We start from the raw sequence: 24,565 nt of genomic DNA on the forward strand, positions 1-24,565 counted from the left end.
AGTCAATTTTTTTAACAAAACGATTAACTAGATGCGAACCAATAAAACAATTCTGTACATCCTTTGGATGTTCTTTACTATGATTACGATTAATGTTAATGCCAAAATCGTAGTTAAATCTCCAAACAAGAGTATTTCATTAAAGCTAAAACCGCAAAATGGGCAACTATACTATTCCATAAATTATTTTGGAAAAAAAATTATCAACTCTTCAAAACTATCTATCAGTAATGCCCCTATTAAGATTTTGTCTACCAACAAACTTCATCATGACACAAACTGGAAACCTGTATGGGGACAATTTAGCTCTGTAAGGAACCATTATAATGAGACATCGATTCATTTGATATCAGAGAATAAACAGTTTATTCTACATGCACGTGTCTATAATGATGGTGTTGCATTTCAATACGAGAAAACGATAAAAGAACAAACATCTGACATCTCGCTTTATTGTGAATATAATGTTCCCAACTTGATTAATTTCTACACATCAAATCAAAATGGAGACCCTTATAAATCAATAACTAATATCGAAGCTCCTCAATTCTTCTCCGAGCATAAGAAGAAGGCTATTTCTGCACCAATCGTAATGGAATTAGAGGACGACCAATATATGGCTTTATGGGAATCAGATCTATTTAACACCAAAGATTTTGAGACAATCACATTTCATTACAATGAACAGAAAAAGACGATCTTCTCGAAGAACAAAGGTGATATTTCAAAAGTGAGAAGTACTTCCCCTTGGAGAGTTATTCTCATTTCTAATAATATTGGTGATTTTACCACGAGTCAGTTAACCCTTAATCTTGCGAAACCAAATCAATTAAAAGAGACAAAATGGATACACCCAGGAAAAGCTCTTTGGGACTGGAGGGTTCATGGTCACCAAACAGATGATGGGTTTACCTATGGAATTGATACAGAAAGTTACAAACGATATATTGATTTTGCAGCATCAAATCATATTAGATACTTTCTCATTGATGACCTATGGTACAAGAAAGTTACCAAAGGACATTTCATCTTATCAGATAAACTAGATATAAAACAAGTAATAAAATATGCAGAAGAAAAAGGGGTTGAAATTATTCTTTATTACGACAGACGTCATGGAAATTATGGAGAAGATGCTCTCTACGCTTATTATGCATCTTTAAATATGAAGGGTATGAAGTATGGTTTTATGGGTAGAAACATTCCTTTTACAAAAAAATCTATCATGCTTAGTGCGAAGAATCATCTTCTAATTGATTATCATGACTGTCCTGCTCCAATGACTGGAGTGTCGCGAACCTATCCGAATATGATTACACGTGAATACTGTCATGCACAGCAAGACTCCAGAAAAGCTTTTACTCCAGAAAAATATATTAATATGTCTTTAATCAATGCTATTACTGGACCATTAGACATGAACAATGGCAATTTTGATATCCTTGAAATTAATAATGGAGGTCGTGAGAAAGGTCCTAAAAAACTGAATAGCTATCCTACAACAGTTGTATCAGAAGCGGCACGGACTTTAATTACATTTACTGGATTAACATGTCTACCAGATGCACCAGATGTTTATAAAAAGAAGAGCGATTTATTTACGTTCATCAAACAGCAACCTACAGGGAAATGGGACGAAAGTATCGTACTTCAGGCCAAAATGAATCAATATATTTCTACAGCAAGGAGAGCAAAAGACGAATGGTTCATCGGCACAGTCATATCACAAAAAGGAGGAACTCTTCCTATCCAATTATCCTTTTTAGAAGAGGGTAAGAAATACACTGCTACGCTCTATGAAGATACCCAATCAACCGATTGCTACGAAGCACCTGAGCATTACCAAATTCGGACTATTGAAGTAACAAAAAATCAAGTAATAGATGCAAAAATGGCTAAAGGAGGAGGACACTGTATCTGGATTAAACCTATCCAATAATAAATAACTACTGCTTTAGCATAAACATCATATCGTATTGCTAGATGACAGGAAAATTGCTTTTAATCTTCCTGTCATCTATACTATTTCACCTCTACAACAGCAATAGTATGCGAAAGTTTATTTATTCATCTCTTCCATTTTAAGAGCACCTATAGTTCATCATATTGACCTTGACGTACACAACCACTTACACTCAAAATTAGACTCTTACAAGCACATTATCTTCATCTACACATTCATAAGATGTAAACGCCTTGAACTAAACACTTATCTATACAATATGAAAAGTCAAAAACGAAACCATTCTCGTAGTTAGAGCTTAAAATTTTACGTATCCCTTGTTGAATAATACAATCCCGAACTAGCTGGTTTACCTACCTTGAATCAGGTTTCGATATCTATATATGATTTACCTGTATCAGTAATTCAAGCTGAAGTTACTTCCCCCCTTGCCAATAACAAATTACTAATGTTTTATATTCCTTGTCACATACAAGGGCTTCGATATCCAACTTTTACTCCATGCCAACTTAAAAACATGCCCAGTATACAAAAAATAAGGTGTGTCAACTAGTAACACACCTTACAACCGAACATAAGTAACATTCATCACTCATGCTTTTTCTAGGGTCTGAAGAAATAAGGGATGACCCTAAAAGAAGGAAAAAATATAGAACATGAATTAATCAAATAGGGCTCTACCACATCCATAAGATTAAAAAATAGACTTATCGTAAAAGAAAAAAGGTTTTTGATCTAGAGAAGAATCATTATAATTCAAGCCCCACAATCTTTTTAATAGGAATAGTGTGATGATGCAACATATCGATAGCAGACTCGACTACTCGACGATGTACAGCATAGGTACAATTAGTTTGAGGAAAACGAATATATGACATAGTTGTCTCTTCAAGTTCTAATTCTAATGATAACAATAGGTGATGACGTGAGATATCGATTAGTACAACATGATTGTCAACCAATAATGACACTTCCGAATTCTCTTTAGTAAGAGATAAAGCACCAAATTCTAATCGGATATCATCTTCATGAGGACCAAAAAGTCTTTCTTGCATTACCTGATAGTGGTAAGAGAAATAGGTCTTCCAATACAAAGGATCACTTACCTTTATACTATGGATATTTCCATTTCTTGACAAACAAAAACATCCATCGTTCAACTGAACTTCATTCTCTAAACTCGAAAATGGATAGACAATACCATCACAAAAAGAACGAACAAAGCGGGGAAATTCTGCTAAGTGAAGATAAAATGTCTCTCTCCCACCTTTCTCTCCTTCGATAAATCCAATCTCAAAGAGCGCCCAAGGATTTGCTGGATTGAGATCATACGATATATGAATATCTGTTACCTGTTTTAGAATATAGTGCCTCATGCTCATTTAGTTATTGTTGACAATGCAATAGTACAAGGCTTCTATGCACTCTATTTGCAAAGGAGAAATAAATTTAACGTTCAATACGTCTCACACAAACATACGATTAACCATAAAACAATATATATCAATAAAATAGCACAACAATAAAGCAAACAAATTCATTTTCCACACGGATACAAACTATCATAGGATCCATATGATAAGTAGTGGTAGTTAATAAATCATTCATTTCACATACTTTTTCTGAATTAACATTGCTAGCATATTACACGAAAAATAAAAGGGAGGTATTACCTTTGTAGTATCTTTAAGATTGGTCGCTTAAGTTTTGCAGAAGAAGGGATAATCGTTTCTATACTCAAGATTATTCATACGACTTCAATAATAGAAACATGTGTAGGGGTCAGGATAATGAAATTGCATAAGCTATCTTAAGATATTTCTTTATGAGATGACACTCTTTTAAATTCAGCGAAATAAAAAGTGATGAGATATTACATATAGTACCTTGCTGAGACTTCGTGAGTAGAATAATAGTTACTTTTGGATAAGCCCAGCATTCTAGAACAGTCTAAATCTTTTAGACTGTTTATCAACAACAATTAAGCAAATATACGTAGAACAATTATATGCCCTACAAAAGCATAATCAAATAACCATATCAAATAATAGGAGTAATTGGACACTTAGCCTTTTATTATTGATATTAAATCTCAAACATATTCTTTGGAGTTCTATTAATTCAAACAAGATATTTCGATTATTTTTTTATCTACCTGTAATTAGTAAATCATTTAGAATAGAGTTTGATCAACTCTTCTAAAGCACCATTAACATCTCCTTCAAAAACCCCACCATGGTAACAAATAACCTTTTTGGGGCTTAAATCTTGTATCTTGCGTAATGAGTCTATCATATCTTCTAGATTCAAACAATAATGAGGATTAGCTACCACAATTTTTTGATTTTCTAATACTACAGCATCTCCAGAAATAAGTATTTGGCTTACAGGATCAAAAAGAGATAAATGGCCTTTAGTATGCCCTGGTGTAGTAATTACTTTTAGATCTTCAACTAATCTTTCATTATCTTCTAATGTTTGATCCACGTCATAACGCGATATTGACTTGAGTGATTGTATAAAATCAGTTGCCCAATCACGGTGTTCATCTGGCAAAAAAGCATAACCTTCCTCAGCTTGTCTTAATCTTTCGGATTTCTCTTTCCCTGAAATTGAATCTTTTTCGTCAACACTTGATAAAATAGAAATATTAGGATTTTCTTCTTTAAAGTGTTTTAATGACTCTATATGATCTATATCATCATGTGTTATCACAATTCCAGTCAAATCCTTTATGTAGACACCATTTTCTTCAAGTTTCCGCTTCAATTCTTTAAAAGTAACCGAATAACCACAATCTACTAAATAGTTATAACCATCACATTTTATCAAAACGGGATAGATCGTTTCTGTCCTTTCATCAATATTTAGGTCTAATTGAATTGGTAATATCTCCATCGAAAAAAATATTAAAGAGTTTAAAAAGATATTATTTAGACTTACAGTAAGACCACCTCCACTTCACGAACAGGTGAATAGAAATGATCCAAAATGTAATCATACCACTAGATCAACTCTAATGGCTTATTTGTTACCAAACAATAAGAACCTAAATATGTTTCTTTAATTCTTATCATTTAACAAAATGCACAAATATTAATGTAGAAAAAAATGGGCTAAACTCCGACAATATTACCTTATCATATTTTAGAAAGAATCTTTAGATGAGCCTTAATGGGAGATGAATGAAATATAAGGCATAAAAAACCCAGCAGTCAAATGATAACACTCATGTGACTGCTGGGTCTATTTTTGATAGTAATGTCTATTTGGGTTATACCAAAAAATCCTCTCGAATTGGTGAAAAACTATCGATAAGACGAACACCTTGGCTCAATGTTTGGATCGTATGATTCTTTCCTGCAGGAATCGCAATTGTATCCCCTTCCTTTAAAAGAAATTCTTCATTTTCTATAAAGAACTTCAAACTACCTTTGGCTACATAGGTGATTTGTTCGTGAGGATGAGAATGAAAAGGATCTGGTTTCTCCATTGGAGGATTTTTAAAGTCAATGACTACCACCATTAAGTCATTCAAATGAGTAATCTTTCTAAAAATACCTGGAGCTATCTCTGTGAATATTGGACTGTTCATGTTTAATTTGATTAAAACATTAGATGATTATTATCTTTCAAGGTATATACAACAAACTCCAAACTTAGTAAAAGTCTTAAGATTTTGGCCTATCTTGCATAATAAATAACTGATGTTTCCCATGTCTTTATTCAGGTTCATAAACCATTGATTCAATGAGCCTAAAGAATTTATTATTTTCGGGTTTATTTTTAAGTACACTGATTATCAATTCATTAAAATCACTATCGATGATTTCTGCGAGAGTTCTCATCAATTCGAGGATAAAACCCCAAATTCGTTGTACTATTACAAGTTCCATTCCTTGATCTTTTACATGAGCAAAGATTCCACCTAGCGTCTCATATGCCTCGAACCTTTTTGCTAAACTAAAAACGTTAAACTCAATAATAGCTACAGATAGATCTGCTATTTGAGCATCAAAATCACTCGATTGAGATTTTCCTAAACCAAAATAGTTCTTTGATTCCTTAAAAAAGACCTCAATACTCCATCTAATACTATATATCTGATAAGCTTTCTCTATGCTCAGCTTTGTATTTGAAGATACCAATAAATGCCATTTCCCTCGCTTACTGTTCTTGCAAAAGAATAGTTTTACATCTGTACCTTTATATTTCACTGTGACTTCTGCACAATATAGACTAAGTGACTTTACCCATTTTACTCTCTTTCGCTGTTTAAGTAAGAGAGCAAGTTCTTTGGTGCTATATTCTTTGTCTTTGAAAGAATATTTAGCACTAGACATCTTAGCCATTGCAACAAGATGCATACCATTAGAGATCACAGTTTTTAATATTGAATCACAGAAGAACCAACTGTCCATAAGTATGTAGTCTACTGTAATTCCTTGTTTAATAGCATTTACCATCATCTCTTTTGCCATCGTTATTTTATCAATAACGAGTTCTTTCTCTCGGTTAAACCCATTACTCTTTGTTGATCGTTTCTTTGAGAACTGTTTTTTACGTTGTTTGGCAGTGAGTCCAAATGGAGTCTTTTTATTCTTCCCTCTTTCTTTATGTAGAGAGAAGTCCAATGTAAAATAGCTTTTGCCATCCCATAAACCTAGAAATAATCCTTTAAAACCAAATATATAACGATGGGTTACATGCGACCATATTTTACTAACATGTTCAGTTTTGTAGGTAGACTTCTCAAAATCAGTATCGTCAATAATTAAGCATCTTTCTGCTTGATTACAGTCATCAGAGTGAGAGTTTTTGGCTATTTGACCAAAGAGTTTATTATTACATGATGAAACTATAGTACGCCAATCTATCTGGCTGTTATTTTTAAATCGATAGAATGTATTCTTTTGTGCTTCTAACATCTCTGATAGATAATGCTTACTGTAGCTATAAATATTAGGGATAGAGAAAATTGGGAAAAGTAGTAAGCCTAATAGTATGTCACCTTTGAAGTAAGTAGACTGAGGCAACTCTTTATTTCCTAATTTCAGTTGTCTTAAGTTGAGTAACTTGTAAAGGCTAATAATTCGATTAATTCCTTTTTCACTTGAACTGAAAAAACTCTGTGTCTCTGAAAAAACTTTTGTACTTTTATTCTGAAGCATGATTTATTTGGTTATTGGAACAACATTAATTTACTGATAATTAATGAATTATCAAAATAAACATGCTTCTTTTTATGCTGTAAATCAAGATGTTAGCCTACATGGGAAACATCAGTAAATAATTCTAACAGTTACCAAGTACTACGATCTTTGTCTGAAATAGTAAATATCTTATCGAAAGAATCGTTCAGCAATCCTTGCAACTCCTCATCGTAATTATATTTTAAAAAGTTATTGATTCGATTCACATACTTATACTCAAAATTGTACTGGACGACATTGTACTTAACGACATTGTATTCTTCACGATCTCGAGAAATATGTTTTAACACAAGATCACTCACTGTCACACGATATCTATGTTGCTTAAATTCAATTCTAACATGAGCACTTACCGATACATCATTATATTCGACCCCATGACTATTATCACTATAGATAAAAGCATCATTCATTTCGTATGCAATCTCAAGAGGATAGTTCCGTAGATCATTCATTTTAAGATTAAGGAGCAATTTCTTTTTACTTTCGGAGGCACCAAGTTTAGTCGTATATATTTTCTGCCAAATAAAACTACCGTCTTTTACTTGACCATGGTCTTTCGCACATAGGTTAAATCCTTGAAAAAGGATAACAAACAAAATCAATACTTTTCTCATAGACTATAATTTAAGTTTTATTTGAATAAATCGTTTGTATATCGCTGCATATTCTCATGTCTATTCTGTCCAACTTTCATCGTCACTTGGCATGGTAAACAACACATCAAACGTCAAATTAAGTCGTTCTTCAAGATCACGATGATAAATCGATTTAAATTTAGTTGCTTTTCTATTCATATACTTTTTCTCAAAAGTGGTATAGGAAGGAGTAATATTATCAAGGTTTTCTGGAAATTTTTTAAATCGGACCTTAGTAATCATGACACGATAATCATCGTCTTTAAAGTCTATCATCACATGTCCAGAAACTACCGTATTATTAAATGTAGACCATACTGAATTACACCTAAGAAAGACATCGTCCATCTCATATGCAATACGATTTGAATACTCTCTCAAATCATACATTGTCAAGTTTAGGGTTAAATATCTTTTGTTTTTTAATAAGCCTCTTTTCCCCTTATAGACCTTCTCCCAAACAAACTCACCATTCTTTATGACCCCATGATGTTTTTGTGCAAACAACAATACTCCTTGAACCAGAAGTATAAATGTAAGAAGTGTTTTTTTCATATCGACTTGATTTAATATTCCAGCAATCTAAGTAATAAATAGACAAATATGATTCAATTACTTTGCGATAACCAAATTTTATAACCAAATTGGAATCACTTATTGCAAACAGAAATAATCACCATAGGGGGGCTCTCATAATTATTTAACTGATATTTAACATATTACATTGTAATTCTTATACTAAAAAAGTGATCTTTATAAATATGAACTACAAGAATATCACTAACGATTCATTATTTGATGACGTTTTTAGGCTAGAGAAGCTTCAAGAAATGGGAGATCCTTTATATCGTTTAAATCAGGTTATCGATTGGGAGTTATTTCTCCCCATCTTAGAAAAGGTATATGAAAAAGATCGCAAAAGTAATGCTGGTGCTCCAGCTTACTGTCCTATTATGATGTTTAAGATTTTGATACTACAACGCTATTATAATCTTAGTGATTTTCAAACAGAATATCAGATTATTGATAGGCATTCATTTAGTCAATTCTTAGGTTTAGTTCGGAGTAGTTCTATACCAGACGAAAAAACAATTTGGCGATTTAGAGAAAGACTTTCAGTTCTAGATTTAGAAAGAGAACTTTTTGAACAGTTTCATCATGTATTAAATAATGAGGGTTTGCTTGTTTCTGAAGGTAAAATTGTTGATGCTAGTTTTGTGGAAGTTCCAAGACAAAGAAATAGCAAAAAAGAGAATGAATATATCAAAGAAAACAACTGTGCTCCAAAGGAATGGCATTCAAATAAGAATAAACTTCGTCAGAAAGATGTAAATGCACGTTGGGCGAAAAAACGTAATGAAAAACATTTTGGCTATAAGAATCATATCAAAATAGACAGTGATAGTAAATTGATTACAGATTATACTTCTTCAAGTGCTGAAGTTCATGACTCAAAAGCATTAGATTTACTCATTGGAGATGATACAGATCAAGATTGTAAATTCTATGCTGATAGTGCTTATACAGGAGAACGATGTGATAAGCTTATAGACGAAAGTAAAATGGAGAATAATGTAAATGAGAAAGGAGTAAGAAATAAACCTTTAACTGACCAGCAAAAGGAAAATAATAAAGAAAAATCAAAAACAAGAGCAAGAGTTGAGCATGTGTTTGGTTTTATGGAAAATAGTATGGGAAATTTGCAAATGAAGTGTATTGGATTTGAAAGATCAAGTACAATTATTGGGCTAATTAACCTCACATACAACTTGTTTAGGTATGAACAAATTATAAGATTAAAGTTAATGGTAAAATAACTGTGTCTACACTTTAAATACTGAAATGTAATACACTGATTATCAATAATTAAAAATACACACTATTATATGTGAGGTTTCCCAAATTTACCGAACATATAGGATCAAACAAAAAAACTAATTTTGAGAGGTTCCCCATATTATTTCTGTTTGCAATAATAATATTTCTCAGTTAATTTATGTAAAATATATCATTTTACACCATAGATTACAACTCTTTTATAAAAACGACTAAATACGAACAACTTAAAAGCCTTTTGTCTAATGCAACTCTTAAAATATACTATTAGTACATTACTAGTGTCATTATCTCTCATCGCTCATTCCCAGAAAATAGAACCGAGAAACAAATATGTGAAGGACTTTACGTACCTGATTGATAAATTAAAGGAAACACATATTGATCCTTATGGTGGTTTTGGAGGCAAAGAAGAGTTTAAAATAGAGACTCTTAAAGCGTATTCAATGCTTACGAACAATATCACCTTAGATGAATTCACCACCATTACCAATCAGTTTCTGTCTCATTTAGAAGATGGACATACTCATATAAACAGCAAATCACAAAGATTATCTTCCACCCTTCCTATTAAACTCGAATCAGCATTTGATCACATATTTATTAGCAAAAGTGACAAAAAACACCAATCTTATATTGGTCATTATATTCTTAAAATCAACGGTATCAAAATAGAGCAATGGCTTGATAAGGTGCATAAATATCGACCTGCAGAAAATATCTATGGTGATCGCCTTCACTTGATAGAGATCATTGAAAACGAGAACTTATCAAAAACTTTCTTTGGGTGTAACAAAACGATCTCGCTCACGCTTTGCAATGCAAACCATGTTCTGAAAAAGCACAAATTTCACTATGGTTGTGGTTTCCATATTATTGAAAGAACAAGTTGTCTTGACATTACATTAAATAATAACCTAATACAAACAGGAATTATAAACCCAAGAAATCCAACAGGATACTTTAAATGGAATTCTATGGTTAGTCGAGAAGTAATTCAACATGCTTATAATCGTTCACCCAAAACCATAGAAAACTATTTATCTTGGGCATATAACATAATGAAGACACGACGGAATGGGGATATCAATATAGACATGAACAACATCCCATCTCTTTATGACAATTTTTGTCATCTTTTGGAACAAATGAAGCAATGTAAAAGTAAAAATTTGATCATTGACCTTAGTGAAAACCGTGGAGGTATGACTCCTCTTATTCGACCACTTTTATATCTTCTTTATGGTGATCATTATTTAAAATACCATTTCAATGCTAAGATGTGTCGAAAAATTTCGCCGCTTTATCTTCGTAAAATTGGATGCAATTCAATACAGTCCTATAACCAAAGTCATCACCAACACTATCAGCTAGGAGAGATTGTTTGTGACAATTTCGGATCATTCGATCCTTCGACACCTTTGAAAGAACGAAGACAGCAGGTATTAAAGGGATATCATGAAATAGGCAAAAATATATTGACTAATGCGAAGGTAAATAAGGGAGTCCATATTTATGTAATCACATCTCCTAGAACATTTAGTGCTGCTTTCCACTTCATGTACTTTATGAAACGCTTGGGTAGAACGACAATAGTCGGTGTTCCATCCAGCCAATCTCCCAATGCGTTTATGGAATCCACTCCTTTTTGTTTACCTAATACAGAGCTAAAAGGTACTATATCAAATTCACAACAAATTCTTTATCCTATGAAATCAGATAAAGTTAAAGTGCTACACCCTGACATTCCTATTGATTGGGATCATTATCGCAGATACAGCTTTAGCACTGACACTCCTATTTCTAAAATCATTGACATAATCAATACAAAAAGAACCAGTAACTAACATACATTCTACATAATCCACACACAAATAACACAATATTGTTATAGATGGAAATATGCATTAGGCTATTCCATTATAGATGAAATGCTAACCCAAAATAAAAAGCTCTATGGCTATTATCTTTCAGATTGGAAGAAAGAGGTGTTATCCCCCAATCATAGCCTAAATAGGGTTCAATATGATCTAGATGAATACTTAACCCGACCTTTATTCCACTCGTAAAACGTTTTATATTATCATCTTTTGAATTACCAATATTCATAGGATAATCTTCATATTTTTTATCTTTAAAAGTTCGGATTGAACCATAGATATTGATATCTAGATATGGATTAGCACTAATATAAACCCCACTTGTACAAGAAAAAGATTTCAGTTTAAACAAACGATAACTACACTGAATAGGGACCTCAATACAACGCACATATGACTTATTGTGGAATGTTTCTGGCCCATCACGAAACTCACTCTCTGCACCCTTTGTAATATAAATCACTGCAGAGGAGACACGAAAATCTTTCACTATTTGCATATTGTAGAAGAACCCTATATGAAATCCAATCATTGGAGTGACTTTTATATCTACTGTTTTATCTACAGTTACAAAAACTCTATTGATACCTGCTTGAATTCCTAAGCCACCTTTTTTCTGGCCTAAAGTTATACCACAAGAAATCATAGCTATCCCGATAGCCATAAACATCTTAATAATTCTCATTTAACCTAGTCTAAATTTAATAATCTCTGTCTTTTGAATATTCCCCCTTTAATATGACATCTTTAAACTTAACACCATAAGTTTGGCCACCAATCAAAGTGAATGCATTTTAACAAATATAGTTAAAATAACAAAACATCAAATCTTATTAAGTACCTAATAACAAATATTGACGTATCGTTTATTATTAAAATAATAAGTCTTTCTTTGTACTATGAGATTTATTGAACTAACGGAAGAAGAAGTTTTAGAATTACGTAATCGCTATCACAATTCGGATAATAAGGTTGAGCGTCACAGAAGTCATTGTTTATTATTATCGTCAGAAGGTTATACTATATCAGATATTATTGGAATATTGAAAAGCTCAAGAAGAACAATTGAACGATTATTTTCGTCATGGGAAGAGTCTAAGTATAAGTCTTTAAGGATAAAAAAAGGTCGAGGTCCGAAATATATACTCACACCGTATCAAGCTTATATCGATGAGTCAATTAAAGAGCATAGTCGAAATATTGGACAGATACTCAACAAATTGAATGAAGATCATGATGTTACGGTTAGTCGTAATACACTCAGGAATTTTTTAAAAAGTTAGGATATAGTTGGCATCGAGTTAGACGATGTTTAAGAAATAAAAGAGATGCCTTAGCTTTTACTATAAAAGAGTATGAACTTATGGCATTGAAGGAATTAGAAGACGTAGGTTACATCGATTTGTATTTTTGTGATGAAAGTCATTTTAACATGCTGCCATATATTCCATATGCTTGGCAAAAGAAAGGTGATCAGATTAGATTGCCCTCTTCTAAAAGCAAAAGAGTCAATGTCATAGGAGCCGTAAATAGAAAAGGTAAATTGATATATGAAATACATGAGGATTCCGTAAAAACTGATATATTTATTGAATTCGTTGATAAACTATGTGATCAAATAACAAGAAAAACAATACTTGTCCTTGATAATGCCTCGATTCATAAATCTAAGAAATTTAAGGCTAAAATAGAGCAGTGGGAAGAAGAGGATCTCTACATATACTTTATCACACCATATTCGCCAGAATTAAATATAATTGAGATATTGTGGAAACACATTAAATACTATTGGATCGGATTTTCTGCATATGAGAATTATCAAACCTTAATTATCAACCTAACAAATATTCTGAATTCCTATGGTAATAAATACGTCATTAATTATGCGTAGGTACTTATTATGTCTCGTATATTTATTCTCAACATAACAGGTCATTCAAGATTATTAAATTATATAATATGGAGTGAAGAAGGAAAGAAATGAATTTACAATATAAAGGAAAAGGTGAGATTGTATAAAGTCTCACCATTCCTAAAAATATCTAAATCTTTTTATTCCTCAATAATTACGCGAAAACCAACATTAAATACTTTCTGCCATGGTTTATAACTTACACGATATGATGATGTTGATTTTGACGATCTATCCCTCCAGGAACCTCCTCTTACAACCTTCTCTTTTAAGATGTCTAAGTTATTCCGACCATCTTTTGCAACATAAGGATAGTTCGCATAGTTTGTTCGCGTCCATTCAGCAACATTTCCATTCATATCATATAGTCGCCAGGGATTAGCTTCATATTTGCCTCCTTTTACCATTAGCATACTTCCATCATCAACAGAATATGATCTTGGAATAAAATCATAATATGGTAGTTTCGTGTTATCATCTGTCATTGGTTTTGGATTCACCCCACACACAGCCATATTTCTCAACTGCTTATCCGCAAGGTTAGCATATTTCTCAAAGTTAGAGTTATAATTCCCAAACCAAAATGCTCTATCTGATCCAGCTCTTGCGGCCCACTCCCACTGAGATTCTGTTGGAAGAGTTACTTCCTTTCCTATTTTTTTACTAAGTATTTCACAAAACTTCATTGCTTCTTTCCATGACACTCGAATTACAGGTTGGTTTGGCTTATTTGCACTATATCCAGCTGTAGTATGATCCTTCCATAATTGTGCAATAAATCTACTATCATGATTTGGGAAAAATGTTTTGAATTGTTCATTAGTAACTTCAAACTGTCCCATCCAAAAAGGCTTCTTGATTTTAACAACACTCATTGGTGATTCATCTTGATCTCCATCATCTGATCCCATAACAAAATTCCCTTGAGGTATTAATACGAAATTCATTTTTACTCCTGGTGCAATTTCGATCTCTTGCATATTACTAGAATAACTCTCTTGCTTTTTCTGTGCTTCAGTAGAATTAAATGGCCAATGTCGGATATGAGATCGGTGATTCTTTTTCTTCTTTAAAGGAGGTGGAACGACTATCGAATCTTTTTCTAAGGAAGACAAATACTCTATATACTTCTCTGTCTCTTCCTGCCAATCAACACTAATATTATTGTATTTTGACATCAACTCCTGACGTCTTTTGTATTGGTCGACCCCATTATATTTACATGTTTGAAATGAACCATTATATGGAGCATTAAAATCGATCCATGTGAATAATGTTCGCCATTCCTTATCTGAAAGTGTTACATTGTGATGTCCTTTCTTTAATAATTTCACTAACTCACTTGTATTCGCATGATACTCCATTGGGTTCATCGTGTGAATATCAGCTTCAGCACCTTGTCTATTTATATATGGATGTAATGCTAAATAACTTTTCCCAAAGTGAACCACGTTATCGATAGAAGTATCTTTATAATCAGGAATGTCTTGACTCCCATCATGACAAGCAATACATCGTTTATTCAAAATTGGCTGGATCTCATATTCAAAAGAGAACGGTCGAACACCTCCGTTTGGGGGGGTAATAATCTTAGGGGATAATTGTGATGCAATCGTATTTTTAGGTATCGCAATACTATTTTGATTTTCATGACACCCAATACAAGACACTATTTCATTAGGCATACCAGTAAGCCAGCTCCTCATTAGTTGTACTGCAGCCCCATTTTCATCTAAAGGCTGAATAGATATTGGCACATTAGCAGGAATTTTAAACATTACAGAGCCATCTTTTTCTACAGGGACTGTTCCTAAAAGACGTTTGATATCCCAACAACTTTGAATACCATGTGCATCAAAATTTGATTTTACATCATTATAAGCAAATTCGTATGCTAGAATCCTTAATCCTTTAATTGTTCCTCTGGGAACGCCTTGGGTGCCTAAACCTTCATATATATCTTGAATAAATACTGTTGACTCTTTTGATTTAACATCAACTTTTTCTGGAATGATAGGAGGTGTATCTCTTTTTAAAACTGGGATAACCTCAGTGATTGCTTTACCTTCGACTACTGAAATAGGGGTTATATTATCAAATACATCAACGAGATACAGCCCCCATAAACCATCTGGGGATAACTTAGCAGTGACTAAGAAATATTTATCATTCAAAGGGTGGGGTTTTAAAAATTGAGGCCATACTCCATCTACAATCTTATCTCCAATCACAGGTTTCACTGGCTTGTTACGATAAGGGATCTCTTGAATAACACCTTTTTCTTCTTGACGTCCCTTAGTAGGATCAAAAAGCACTAACCGACCTGTTCTTGGCACACCATGGTGTCCAGATACCACAGCTACAAACTGACTGTCTCCATTTGGGATTGGCTTCGCGTCAAACATCGTATTGGGCCAGAAAGAGCCACTTCCATATAATTCTTTTTTGGTTGTACCATCTGGATTCATACGCATCATAATTCTCGAGAAATAATGTGTATTATCAGTATACTCCCATCTTAGGTACATGATTTGTCCATTATTCATCACTTCAGGGCTCCAATCGTTGTCTTGTCCAAAATTGAGACGACGAAGATCATTCGTTTTTGGATCATAAAGACACAGGTTTGCCACAGGCACAGAGCCACTATTACACGGAACCCCTTGATAACCGATAGTAGATGCTGTAATTATCTTTCCACTCGGAAGATAGGTTGCATCAAAAAAGTCGATATCTGGTTCATCAACATGAGTTACTTTATGATTATTACTCCCATCTATATTCACTTCATACAATTGCCATCTCATATTCTTATTGACAGCTGAGTATAATATTCTTTTGGCATCCCAATGCAATTGAAGATCCGTTATGGGTGATGTATTGTTCAGATTTAGAATAGTACGATTCTGAACTGTTCCACCTAAATCATATAATTCAGAGATTTCACAATCATACCCTGTCCGATGCATATAACCATTTCCTGCAGAATTTTTAAATGGTGTACCTATCTCGCGAGCCATTACTCTTCTTGAATTACCTTTAAGGTGATGTGTCACAACAATAACCTTATCCATATCTAATAATGGATTAGCTAAAAGAATACGTCTCTTTCTTTGAAGAATTTGATTGGCAATTGCAATTACTTTTTGATCCTCGAAATAGATGTTTTTCTTCGTAGATTCTAAATGTTTTTTGATAAACAAAAGATCCTTGTTGGCCTGTTCTGTATTAAACTGATCATATTGACTCATATTAATAATAGCAAGCTCTATTGCCTCCAAATTTACAATTCTAAGCTCTTCTTCTAATTTAAATACTGACATAATTCGAGTAAACAAATTCAGATATTGCTTTTCTTGCTCTTCGATAGAAGACTGTTCAATATTATGAAGTTTTTTCTTGAATAGATTTTTTTTTGTTAATTTATTAACCAACCTATTACAGATCTCTTTATAATCATCTAGACAGTTGTTGAATAACCAATAACTTGGATCATGATTAAAATAATTCATCAAGTTGTCTGTTTCTTTTGGGAAATGACGATATAAGTTTACCATTTCATCCGAAACAGATATATTAGTCACTTCTAACGAAGTAACATTAGTCTTACGGGGCGAACTTTTCTCGATCCCGATATCAGCAACAAAAAAACTATATTTATTATCTAAAACTAGTTCAAAATAACCTCTCTCTAAGATCACTATACTATGACTAAATGTAGTCTTGTTTATTTTAGGAGTTTTATATTTTCTATTTTCATTAAGGTATACCTTAGACTTGTAACCAACATTTATATTCAACTGGTCAATGAATATTTCCTTTCCGTTCTTTGTAACTAACTTCGCGTTACCCAATAACAAATCCGTATTTGCATTGTTCTTAAGAACAATTTTATGTCGATTATGAATATCAATCTTTATTTTTTTTGGAGGTTTATTTTTTTTAATCGGACCAGACTTATATGTCCAAGGTTTAATAGCATTATTTTGCAACCTCTTCTTGGTTGTAATGACATATTCACTCCAACTTTTATTGCTCTGTCCAAGAGTAGTTAAACAAGGAACAATAAAGATTAATAGAATTGTTGTTAGTTTTATTTTACACATAGCTATAACTATCTTATTTTATCCTTATCCCATGATGGGTCTAAAGAAGATATTTGTCCAAATTTCTTTTTATCATGTAATTTCCATACAACCTTTTTATGCTTATCAATCTCAACGACCTGGACTTGATGCTCTAGACTCTTCGCATGCCCCCCCCAATTACATATAATAGTATTTCCATTCTTTAGCCTTATGGCCTCTGTTACGGATCTAAGTGAGATCCCTTCGATATCATTCTCTTTTACCTCCCAAACAATCTGTTTTGTCAATGGGTTAATTTCAATCAGACGATGGCCATCTCCACAAGACACAAGCCAATTATTGTTTTTCAGTACAACAGTTGCAAAAGGAACTCCCCCAACATAGACTTCATTTATAATAGCCCCCTCTTTATTAAATTCATAAACTGTACGTTTTTTTCTAACTGGTACAATATATGTCCCCTTTTCTGTTTTTCTCACACGTCTTAATTGAGCATGAGGATTCCTCAGCTTTGTGTCAAAAGACATCTCAAAGATTACTTTTCCCTTCTTATTAATCTCTAAAACCTTCATTGGAGAGCCACATTGTCCTACCAGATAATTCTCTTCATTGGTTAACGAGATTGACTGTACCTCTGTTCCAATTGGCGCTTTATAATTCCAAACTACTTGATAATCTTTAGTGATCTCAGCAGCACCTTTTTTATATGAATATAGAATGTTCCCATTATCCAATTCCGAAACGCAATTACATTCGTGCCCTTTCTCTAGTTCATAGGTCCATAATATTTTACCTCTTCGTGTTGCTTTTATAATCTTTCGATTTCCAGAACCAGCCATTACTATTGTTTTGGATTGTGCTCGAATGGTGCCTATAGCAATAAAAAGAATCACAATCCCTTCAAAAATCTTTCTCATTTAAATTATTTTTATCGTTTAATAGTTTTATTTGGCTCTATTGAGAAAATATATCCTAGCTTCAAGGTCAGCATGTCTCACTAATGGTGAAGAATGAACATTTGCAACTTCCGACATGATAGCCCCTTCTTTGCCTGCAAACTGCCAATGAAGAGTTTCTTCTTTAAGTAGTTTAGTAAAATCTCCTGGATATGCGGGATATACATGTTTGGTTTTTGTGGTAGCCTCATTATGACAATATGGGATTTTTATATCAGGGAATTTATCGAGATTATCCTTGCCAACACCTACAATATAACTCATGCCATGGCGTATAAACCAACCTTCTAATTTTGCTGGCAAATCGTCTCCTTTAAGGTGGCGATGTTCTGGAAGCATTTGACCAGGAAGAAGAAAAATTTCCATTAACATATACTTATCTTCTTGATTGTTCACAACCATATTGACTGCAATCCCCATTTCAGCAAATCGACCTTCTCCATAGTCACTCACTTTTAATTTTTCTCGAAAATTGGGGTGTATTGGATAACCATGATATTTACAAAGTGTAATCACAGCATCTTTTGCCTTTTCTGAGTCGAACTTACCGTTGCTATAGTAATCTTCATTTCTACAGGTAAAAAATTGATCCCTTACCTGAGCATACAGATCACAATTACAACAAGCAATAAAAATTAAAATGGATAATCTTAAATACACGTTCTTCATTTTATCGTTATTTCGTCGTTTATATCTTAATTAAATGAATACAACTTATCATACAGGCAACATGCAATACAAGAATAATAGGATACATGTTTATCTGCCATTACTTTATTCCTATGAAATTAAATCAAAGAGCATCGAATTAATACTCTATATTTAATCAATAACACTCTTGTAACAAATGCTCCTACATATTAAAATATCAGGCAATAGAACACAAATGAGAGCTATCCCTATTCATCCTCACTTTAAGGACATTTCATCCCAATCATTCAATAATATAATAGCTCCTTTTGCTCTTAAATATTGACTCATGAAAAGTTCTATATTATCACAACAGTTTCATATTAATGCGATTAAAACCTAATGAAATGCTATCGCCTTTTCTACAAGTACTAAAATAGAGATCCAGCTCAACACATGCCGTTGTTTTTATTTCAATGATCACCGTTTTTAATTCATGACTTAAAACCATTTTGTGTTTGAATGAATAATGACTAGTTTCGAGACAATCGATTTAACTAACTTATATGAGAACATTTCTTTTTGCCTTTCTATTAGTTTTAATCCAGGACCAAGTGATGTCTCAACATCTATATTTTGACCATCTAACTGTTGAATCAGGACTATCCTCAAATAGAATTTTTAACATCTCACAAGATGATCGTGGTTATATATGGATGGGAACACAAAATGGGCTTAACAGGTATAATGGAAAGGAGTTCAAACATTTTATCCCAAGAGGTAATAAGCCTGGCTCAATAAAAGGAAATAATGTATTGGGAGTATATTCAGGTAAAAAAGGGAATATATGGGCTGTTACTAGAAATGGTGGCTTGAACTTTTTCGATGCTCAAAAAGAATCATTCGACCAATTTCCAGACTCAATATTTCCTTGTAGACAAGGATCCATTAAGAATATCATTGAAGATGATCATGGAAATATACGATTTACATCTTCAGAAAAGTACTATTACTTTGATATAAAGAACAACCACATAAAACGTATTCTAAAGAGTAAAAAAGTTATATCACAATTTGAATATTCGACAGATACAATTGTAATTATCACCTCCAAGAGCATACTTTTCTATAACAAAAAAGGTGCGCTGAATAAAAGCATAAGTTATTACCACAATCAAAACATTATAGCTGCTTATTTATCAAGCAAAAAGAAGATTCATTTACTATCATCCAATGACGTTTCATTATTTGATCCCAAAACGAGAACAACAACTCGAATTGTGAAATTTAATTCTAAAAAGCAAAGATGGCGACAAGAGATGTTGTCTAAAAATACAGACTTAGTATTTGATGGCGACAACTATTGGATTACATCTAGAGGAAAACTATACTGTATAGACTCAAAAAAACAGGATATTCAAACTATAAATAATACCCCCAATAATAAATTTGATTTTCATGGATTCCAAGTTAAACATGTCATGATTGACAAACATAATGATGTTTGGATTGCAACATATAACAACGGTCTAAATATATTCAAACGAAGTAATAATCAATTTTACCACTATTACCCTTATAGCAAAATGGTTGGGACGAATAGTATTCCTCTGGTTCGTGCCCTTTGTCAAACAAAAAGTAATCGGATATGGGTTGGTTACGAGGATAATGGAATTGGATACTATACTGAAAAAGACAATCAATACATTAACTGTTTTTCGACTGGACAATATATAAAATCCATCAGAGCAATATTTGAAGATAGTAAAGGAAACCTGTGGATTGGGACAAAAAATGGAATTTATTTAAAAAAGGTTGGCGATAAAACTCCTATTAATTTAAAACATGAATACAATATTCCTTTCCCTATTGGAATATGGAGTATTAAAGAAGACAAAAAAGGCCATATATGGCTTGGAGGAACAAGTCTTTTATCCATCAACTTAATGGACAAAGAGGTTACACATTACAATTACAAGTCTAAATCGAACATCGGTATAAGAGACATACTTTTTGATTCGCAATATGTTTGGCTCGCAACAAATTCTAGAGGTGTATTACAGTTGAACCTCACGTCACACCCTTCGAGTCTGGAAAACAAAGAAACGATGAAGACTTATGAAGTCTGTGACCAAAAAGTCTTTCATTTAAGCGCTCAAAAAGATTATATATGGGCAGCAACAGCATCCGGATTATCTAGAATAGATAAAAAGAGTGGTAAGGTTGACAACTTTTATCAAAAAGACGGTTTATCAAACAATATAGTCTATGCAACTTATACTGATAAAGATGAGAACCTATGGATTAGTACCGCCCGAGGAATAACATTTCTTGAAACAGAATCAATGCATTTTACGAGCTACCTTCCCAACCGATTTTTTCTAGATAATGCACAATATATGGATCGGAATGGACGAATATTCTTTGGTGGATATAATGGTTTTATCTCATTTGATCCCTCAAAGATTCGGGATAACTATTCACAACAACAACCATCTTTTGAAGAAATGTACCTAATAGGCGAAAAGCTTAGATACGATCAAAAAGATAATAATATTCTATTAAAGTCTCTTGATCAAGTATCTGAGATTAAGCTTAAACATGATCAAAACACTTTTTCTTTTAAGGTTTTTATTCGTCCGATAACAAATACCACAGCATCTTATCGTTATAAACTAGAAGGATTTCAAGACAATTGGGTGAATGCTGATAGGATGGATAACGTCATAAAATTCACTAAGATTCCTCCGGGGTACTACAAGTTAAGGATTCAAAATAGTCAAACTCTTCACCCAAAAGAGAGACAATTATCCATTATAATAATACCACCATTTTATCGTACTAATTGGTTTTATTTTATGGTAATACTCTTAAGTATTTTGTTAATTGTCTCAATTATCAAATATCGTGAATATAAGATTAACCGACACAACATACAATTACAACGAGAGGTTGAAAATAAAACATTAGAACTAAAAGATAAAAACATAAAAGTTAACCGACAAAAAGAGGAGATAAAAAATATATCTCATGAATTACATAAAGCAGATCAAGAAAAACTTAATTTCTTCACAAATATTTCTCATGAATTAAAAACACCATTATCTCTTATCATCGGACATGTTGATTTTCTAAATAAAGAGGATCAAAACAAATCGGATTCACTCGAAGCAATTCAAAGAAATGCAATCCAGCTGATGAACCATGTTGATGACATTGTTGATTTTAAAAAAGCATTTCAAGGAGAATTACAGCTAAACTATGCAAATTGTGACTGCATTTATTTAATGAAACAATTAATAGATAACTTTAAATTTAAAGCATCCTTAAAATGGATTCATTTGCAGTTAGACAGCAACAGTAATGAGTTATTCTTACTTATTGACAAACACAAATTCGAAAAGATTATGACAAATCTTCTTTCTAATGCAATAAAATATACTCCGAACCATGGAAAAGTCACTGTTTCTATTGTGGAAAATGAAGGAAGTGTAAGGTTTAGATTTATTGATACAGGTTGTGGAATTACAGTAGCAGACAAAGATAAAGTATTTGAACGTTATTTCAGATCTGAAACAAATTATGCAAAAGGGCATGGTATGGGGCTTGCAATTGTTAAATCTTTGGTCGATCTACATGGAGGAACAATAACACTAAAAAGCACTATCGGAGAAGGGAGTTGTTTTACTGTGGAATTATTCAAGAAGGACAAAGAACTAGGGGCCTCGAACAATAATAAAACAAAACTTAACAATATTTACTCCCATCCAATAAGGATTGATTCAAATCATATCGTTTCCCCTATGTCACTAATAAAAACAGGGGTACCATCTCTTTTAATTGTTGAAGACAACATTCAAATTTCATCTCTATTATGCAAACTATTATCTGAAAATTATTCTATTGAACTTGCAAAGGATGGTAGAGATGCACTTAATAAATTAGAGAATAATGACGTAGATTTAATTATTTCGGATATCATGATGCCTAGAATGGATGGAATTAGTCTATGTAGAGCATTAAAGAAAGATCAAAATTTTTCTCATATCCCCATCATACTACTTTCAGCCAAGAGTGATGTAGAATCTCAAGTTGAAAGTTTCAAATTAGGGATCAATGACTATATAGAAAAACCATATAACTCTCAATTATTAAAAGCAAGAGTAGAAGCACTGATTCAAAACAGAAAAAAATTACAAGAAAACCTTTTATCAGAAAAATTCATTGTCAATCATGATAACAATATAGATCTACCAGAAAAAAAATTTCTTGAAAAAGTCTGGAAAATAACAAATAAGTACTATAGTGATAGTAACTTCTCAATTTCATTTTTGGGAAAAGAAATTGGAATGAGCCAAGCAACATTTTACAGGAAATTCAAAGGTCTAACGGGACAATCCCCAATTGATTTCTTGAAAAGCTTTAGAATAAAAAAAGCAGAATCATTATTGAAATCACACAAACATTCAATATCTGAAGTATGTACGATGGTTGGATACCGTAGTGCATCCCAATTTAGGAAAGCATTTAAAGAGATCTATAACCTAAGCCCCTCAGAGTATGCGAAGAACATTGTAATATAAAAATTGTATAACAAGACATACTTGAACACCGATGCTTGAATAAGCATTCTAAACGTAACACTAAACAAAGTGATCATGATAGTTCATTCTTGGTATAGTGTTACCGAAACATAGTTCTCAACGCCCAATAGATCATCAAATCTATGCCTATTCTACTTGAATAAGTCGAATAGTTCTATCAGAGTTTGATTAATTATCTCAGAACCGTACTTCTCAAAGCGTCTTTTATATGTTCTCTTTTTCTTTTTTAGAGCCAGCTCTTCTAAAGAATGATGGATAATATGATCATGATAATTGTGATTCAAAGAAGGAATTGACTTAAATTCAACTAAATCAATCTTGCTTATCTTCACATAGTAATACGATTTATCAAAGAGGATCTCAACATCAAAGTTAGCTTTCATTTGCAACAGATAAATAGGACACTTGGAACGCGAAACATTAGTCTTTCTGTAATCAAAAAAGACATCATTACAATGAAAATTGGATTTATTATTCTCAAAATCATACCCTGATTGAGTAAACTTTTTAAAAAGAGAATCTTTTGTTATTTCGATTGAGTGTATTGTTTCAAAACGTGCTTCCCAAATAATCTGGCTGTTTTCAGTTCGGAAATTATCTAAACCCTTTCCTATTGATAAAAAAGGGAACGATAACAATATGGTAAACAATATAGTTTTTCTCATTTTCCATGGTTAAAAAATTAATACTAATCTTATCTAAATTTCCTAACTAACATGGGATATTTTCGTACTATATGTAACAATAAAAATCAAAATATGTTTAGGCTATCTCTAATAAAATCAGAAACAACGACATTATCCTCAATCAACTAAGGATAGAGATAATCGTACCCAACACTATGA

At 32.5% G+C, this 24,565-nt stretch carries 16 protein-coding genes and 1 pseudogene; 6 read left to right on the forward strand and 11 right to left on the reverse strand.

All coding sequences use genetic code 11. The features are described 5' to 3' along the window. Positions 1-31: 31 nt before the first annotated feature. A complete protein-coding gene (locus tag K5X82_03610; protein QZT37993.1) occupies positions 32-1,939 on the forward strand; it encodes a glycoside hydrolase family 97 protein in 1,908 nt (635 codons plus the stop codon). 773 nt (positions 1,940-2,712) lie between these two features. Here the strand turns inward: K5X82_03610 and K5X82_03615 are convergent. From K5X82_03615 to K5X82_03640, 6 genes are all read right to left on the reverse strand, one after another. Continuing rightward, complete coding sequence (locus K5X82_03615; protein ID QZT37994.1) at positions 2,713-3,339, reverse strand: hypothetical protein; 627 nt, start codon at positions 3,337-3,339, stop codon at positions 2,713-2,715. A 793-nt stretch (positions 3,340-4,132) separates the two neighbouring features. After that, on the reverse strand, positions 4,133-4,861 hold the full coding sequence (locus tag K5X82_03620) for an MBL fold metallo-hydrolase (protein QZT37995.1): 729 nt from the start codon (positions 4,859-4,861) through the stop codon (positions 4,133-4,135). Positions 4,862-5,237: 376 nt separating this feature from the next. Beyond that, positions 5,238-5,558: a cupin domain-containing protein gene (locus K5X82_03625; protein ID QZT37996.1), complete on the reverse strand. Its 321-nt coding sequence runs from the start codon at positions 5,556-5,558 to the stop codon at positions 5,238-5,240. A 127-nt stretch (positions 5,559-5,685) separates the two neighbouring features. Next, a complete protein-coding gene (locus tag K5X82_03630; protein QZT37997.1) occupies positions 5,686-7,134 on the reverse strand; it encodes a transposase in 1,449 nt (482 codons plus the stop codon). A gap of 131 nt (positions 7,135-7,265) precedes the next feature. Further along, positions 7,266-7,793 carry a hypothetical protein gene (locus K5X82_03635; GenBank protein QZT37998.1) on the reverse strand — a complete coding sequence of 176 codons (528 nt, stop codon included), beginning with the start codon at positions 7,791-7,793 and terminating at the stop codon, positions 7,266-7,268. A 60-nt stretch (positions 7,794-7,853) separates the two neighbouring features. Next, a complete protein-coding gene (locus K5X82_03640) occupies positions 7,854-8,369 on the reverse strand; it encodes a hypothetical protein (GenBank protein ID QZT37999.1) in 516 nt (171 codons plus the stop codon). Positions 8,370-8,575: 206 nt separating this feature from the next. On the opposite strand from K5X82_03640, the gene K5X82_03645 reads away from it, so the two are divergent. Together K5X82_03645 and K5X82_03650 are read left to right on the forward strand one after the other, a co-directional pair. Next, on the forward strand, positions 8,576-9,631 hold the full coding sequence (locus K5X82_03645; protein ID QZT38000.1) for an IS5 family transposase: 1,056 nt from the start codon (positions 8,576-8,578) through the stop codon (positions 9,629-9,631). Positions 9,632-9,895: 264 nt separating this feature from the next. After that, the gene (locus tag K5X82_03650; GenBank protein QZT38001.1) at positions 9,896-11,497 is read left to right on the forward strand and encodes a hypothetical protein; all 1,602 of its coding nucleotides are present in this window, start codon (positions 9,896-9,898) and stop codon (positions 11,495-11,497) included. Between the two features lie 73 nt (positions 11,498-11,570). On the opposite strand, the gene K5X82_03655 is transcribed toward K5X82_03650, so the two are convergent. Further along, positions 11,571-12,215, reverse strand: coding sequence for a PorT family protein (locus tag K5X82_03655; GenBank protein QZT38002.1), 645 nt, complete (start codon positions 12,213-12,215; stop codon positions 11,571-11,573). Between the two features lie 214 nt (positions 12,216-12,429). Between K5X82_03655 and K5X82_03660 the strand changes: the two genes are divergently transcribed. Together K5X82_03660 and K5X82_03665 are read left to right on the forward strand one after the other, a co-directional pair. Then, complete coding sequence (locus tag K5X82_03660; protein QZT38003.1) at positions 12,430-12,813, forward strand: hypothetical protein; 384 nt, start codon at positions 12,430-12,432, stop codon at positions 12,811-12,813. Continuing rightward, a pseudogene (locus K5X82_03665) lies at positions 12,795-13,421 on the forward strand (IS630 family transposase). Before K5X82_03660 ends, K5X82_03665 begins: the two are co-directional and overlap by 19 nt. 161 nt (positions 13,422-13,582) lie before the next feature. On the opposite strand, the gene K5X82_03670 reads toward K5X82_03665, so the two are convergent. Genes K5X82_03670 through K5X82_03680 form a run of 3 tightly spaced genes read right to left on the reverse strand, consistent with a single transcriptional unit; the run spans position 13,583 to position 19,155 of the window. Further along, positions 13,583-17,548 (reverse strand): SUMF1/EgtB/PvdO family nonheme iron enzyme, encoded by a 3,966-nt coding sequence (locus K5X82_03670; protein ID QZT38004.1) that lies wholly within the window; start codon positions 17,546-17,548, stop codon positions 13,583-13,585. A gap of 8 nt (positions 17,549-17,556) precedes the next feature. Further along, positions 17,557-18,447 carry a hypothetical protein gene (locus K5X82_03675; protein ID QZT38005.1) on the reverse strand — a complete coding sequence of 297 codons (891 nt, stop codon included), beginning with the start codon at positions 18,445-18,447 and terminating at the stop codon, positions 17,557-17,559. Between the two features lie 27 nt (positions 18,448-18,474). Next, positions 18,475-19,155 carry a hypothetical protein gene (locus K5X82_03680; GenBank protein ID QZT38006.1) on the reverse strand — a complete coding sequence of 227 codons (681 nt, stop codon included), beginning with the start codon at positions 19,153-19,155 and terminating at the stop codon, positions 18,475-18,477. A 527-nt stretch (positions 19,156-19,682) separates the two neighbouring features. Between K5X82_03680 and K5X82_03685 the strand changes: the two genes are divergently transcribed. Continuing rightward, on the forward strand, positions 19,683-23,699 hold the full coding sequence (locus K5X82_03685; GenBank protein ID QZT38007.1) for a response regulator: 4,017 nt from the start codon (positions 19,683-19,685) through the stop codon (positions 23,697-23,699). 152 nt (positions 23,700-23,851) lie between these two features. Here K5X82_03685 and K5X82_03690 read toward each other — a convergent pair whose 3' ends face one another. Then, positions 23,852-24,385: a hypothetical protein gene (locus tag K5X82_03690; protein QZT38008.1), complete on the reverse strand. Its 534-nt coding sequence runs from the start codon at positions 24,383-24,385 to the stop codon at positions 23,852-23,854. Between the last annotated feature and the right edge of the window lie 180 nt (positions 24,386-24,565).

This window comes from Prolixibacteraceae bacterium, from assembly GCA_019856515.1.
GTDB lineage: Bacteria > Bacteroidota > Bacteroidia > Bacteroidales > Prolixibacteraceae > Halosquirtibacter > Halosquirtibacter xylanolyticus.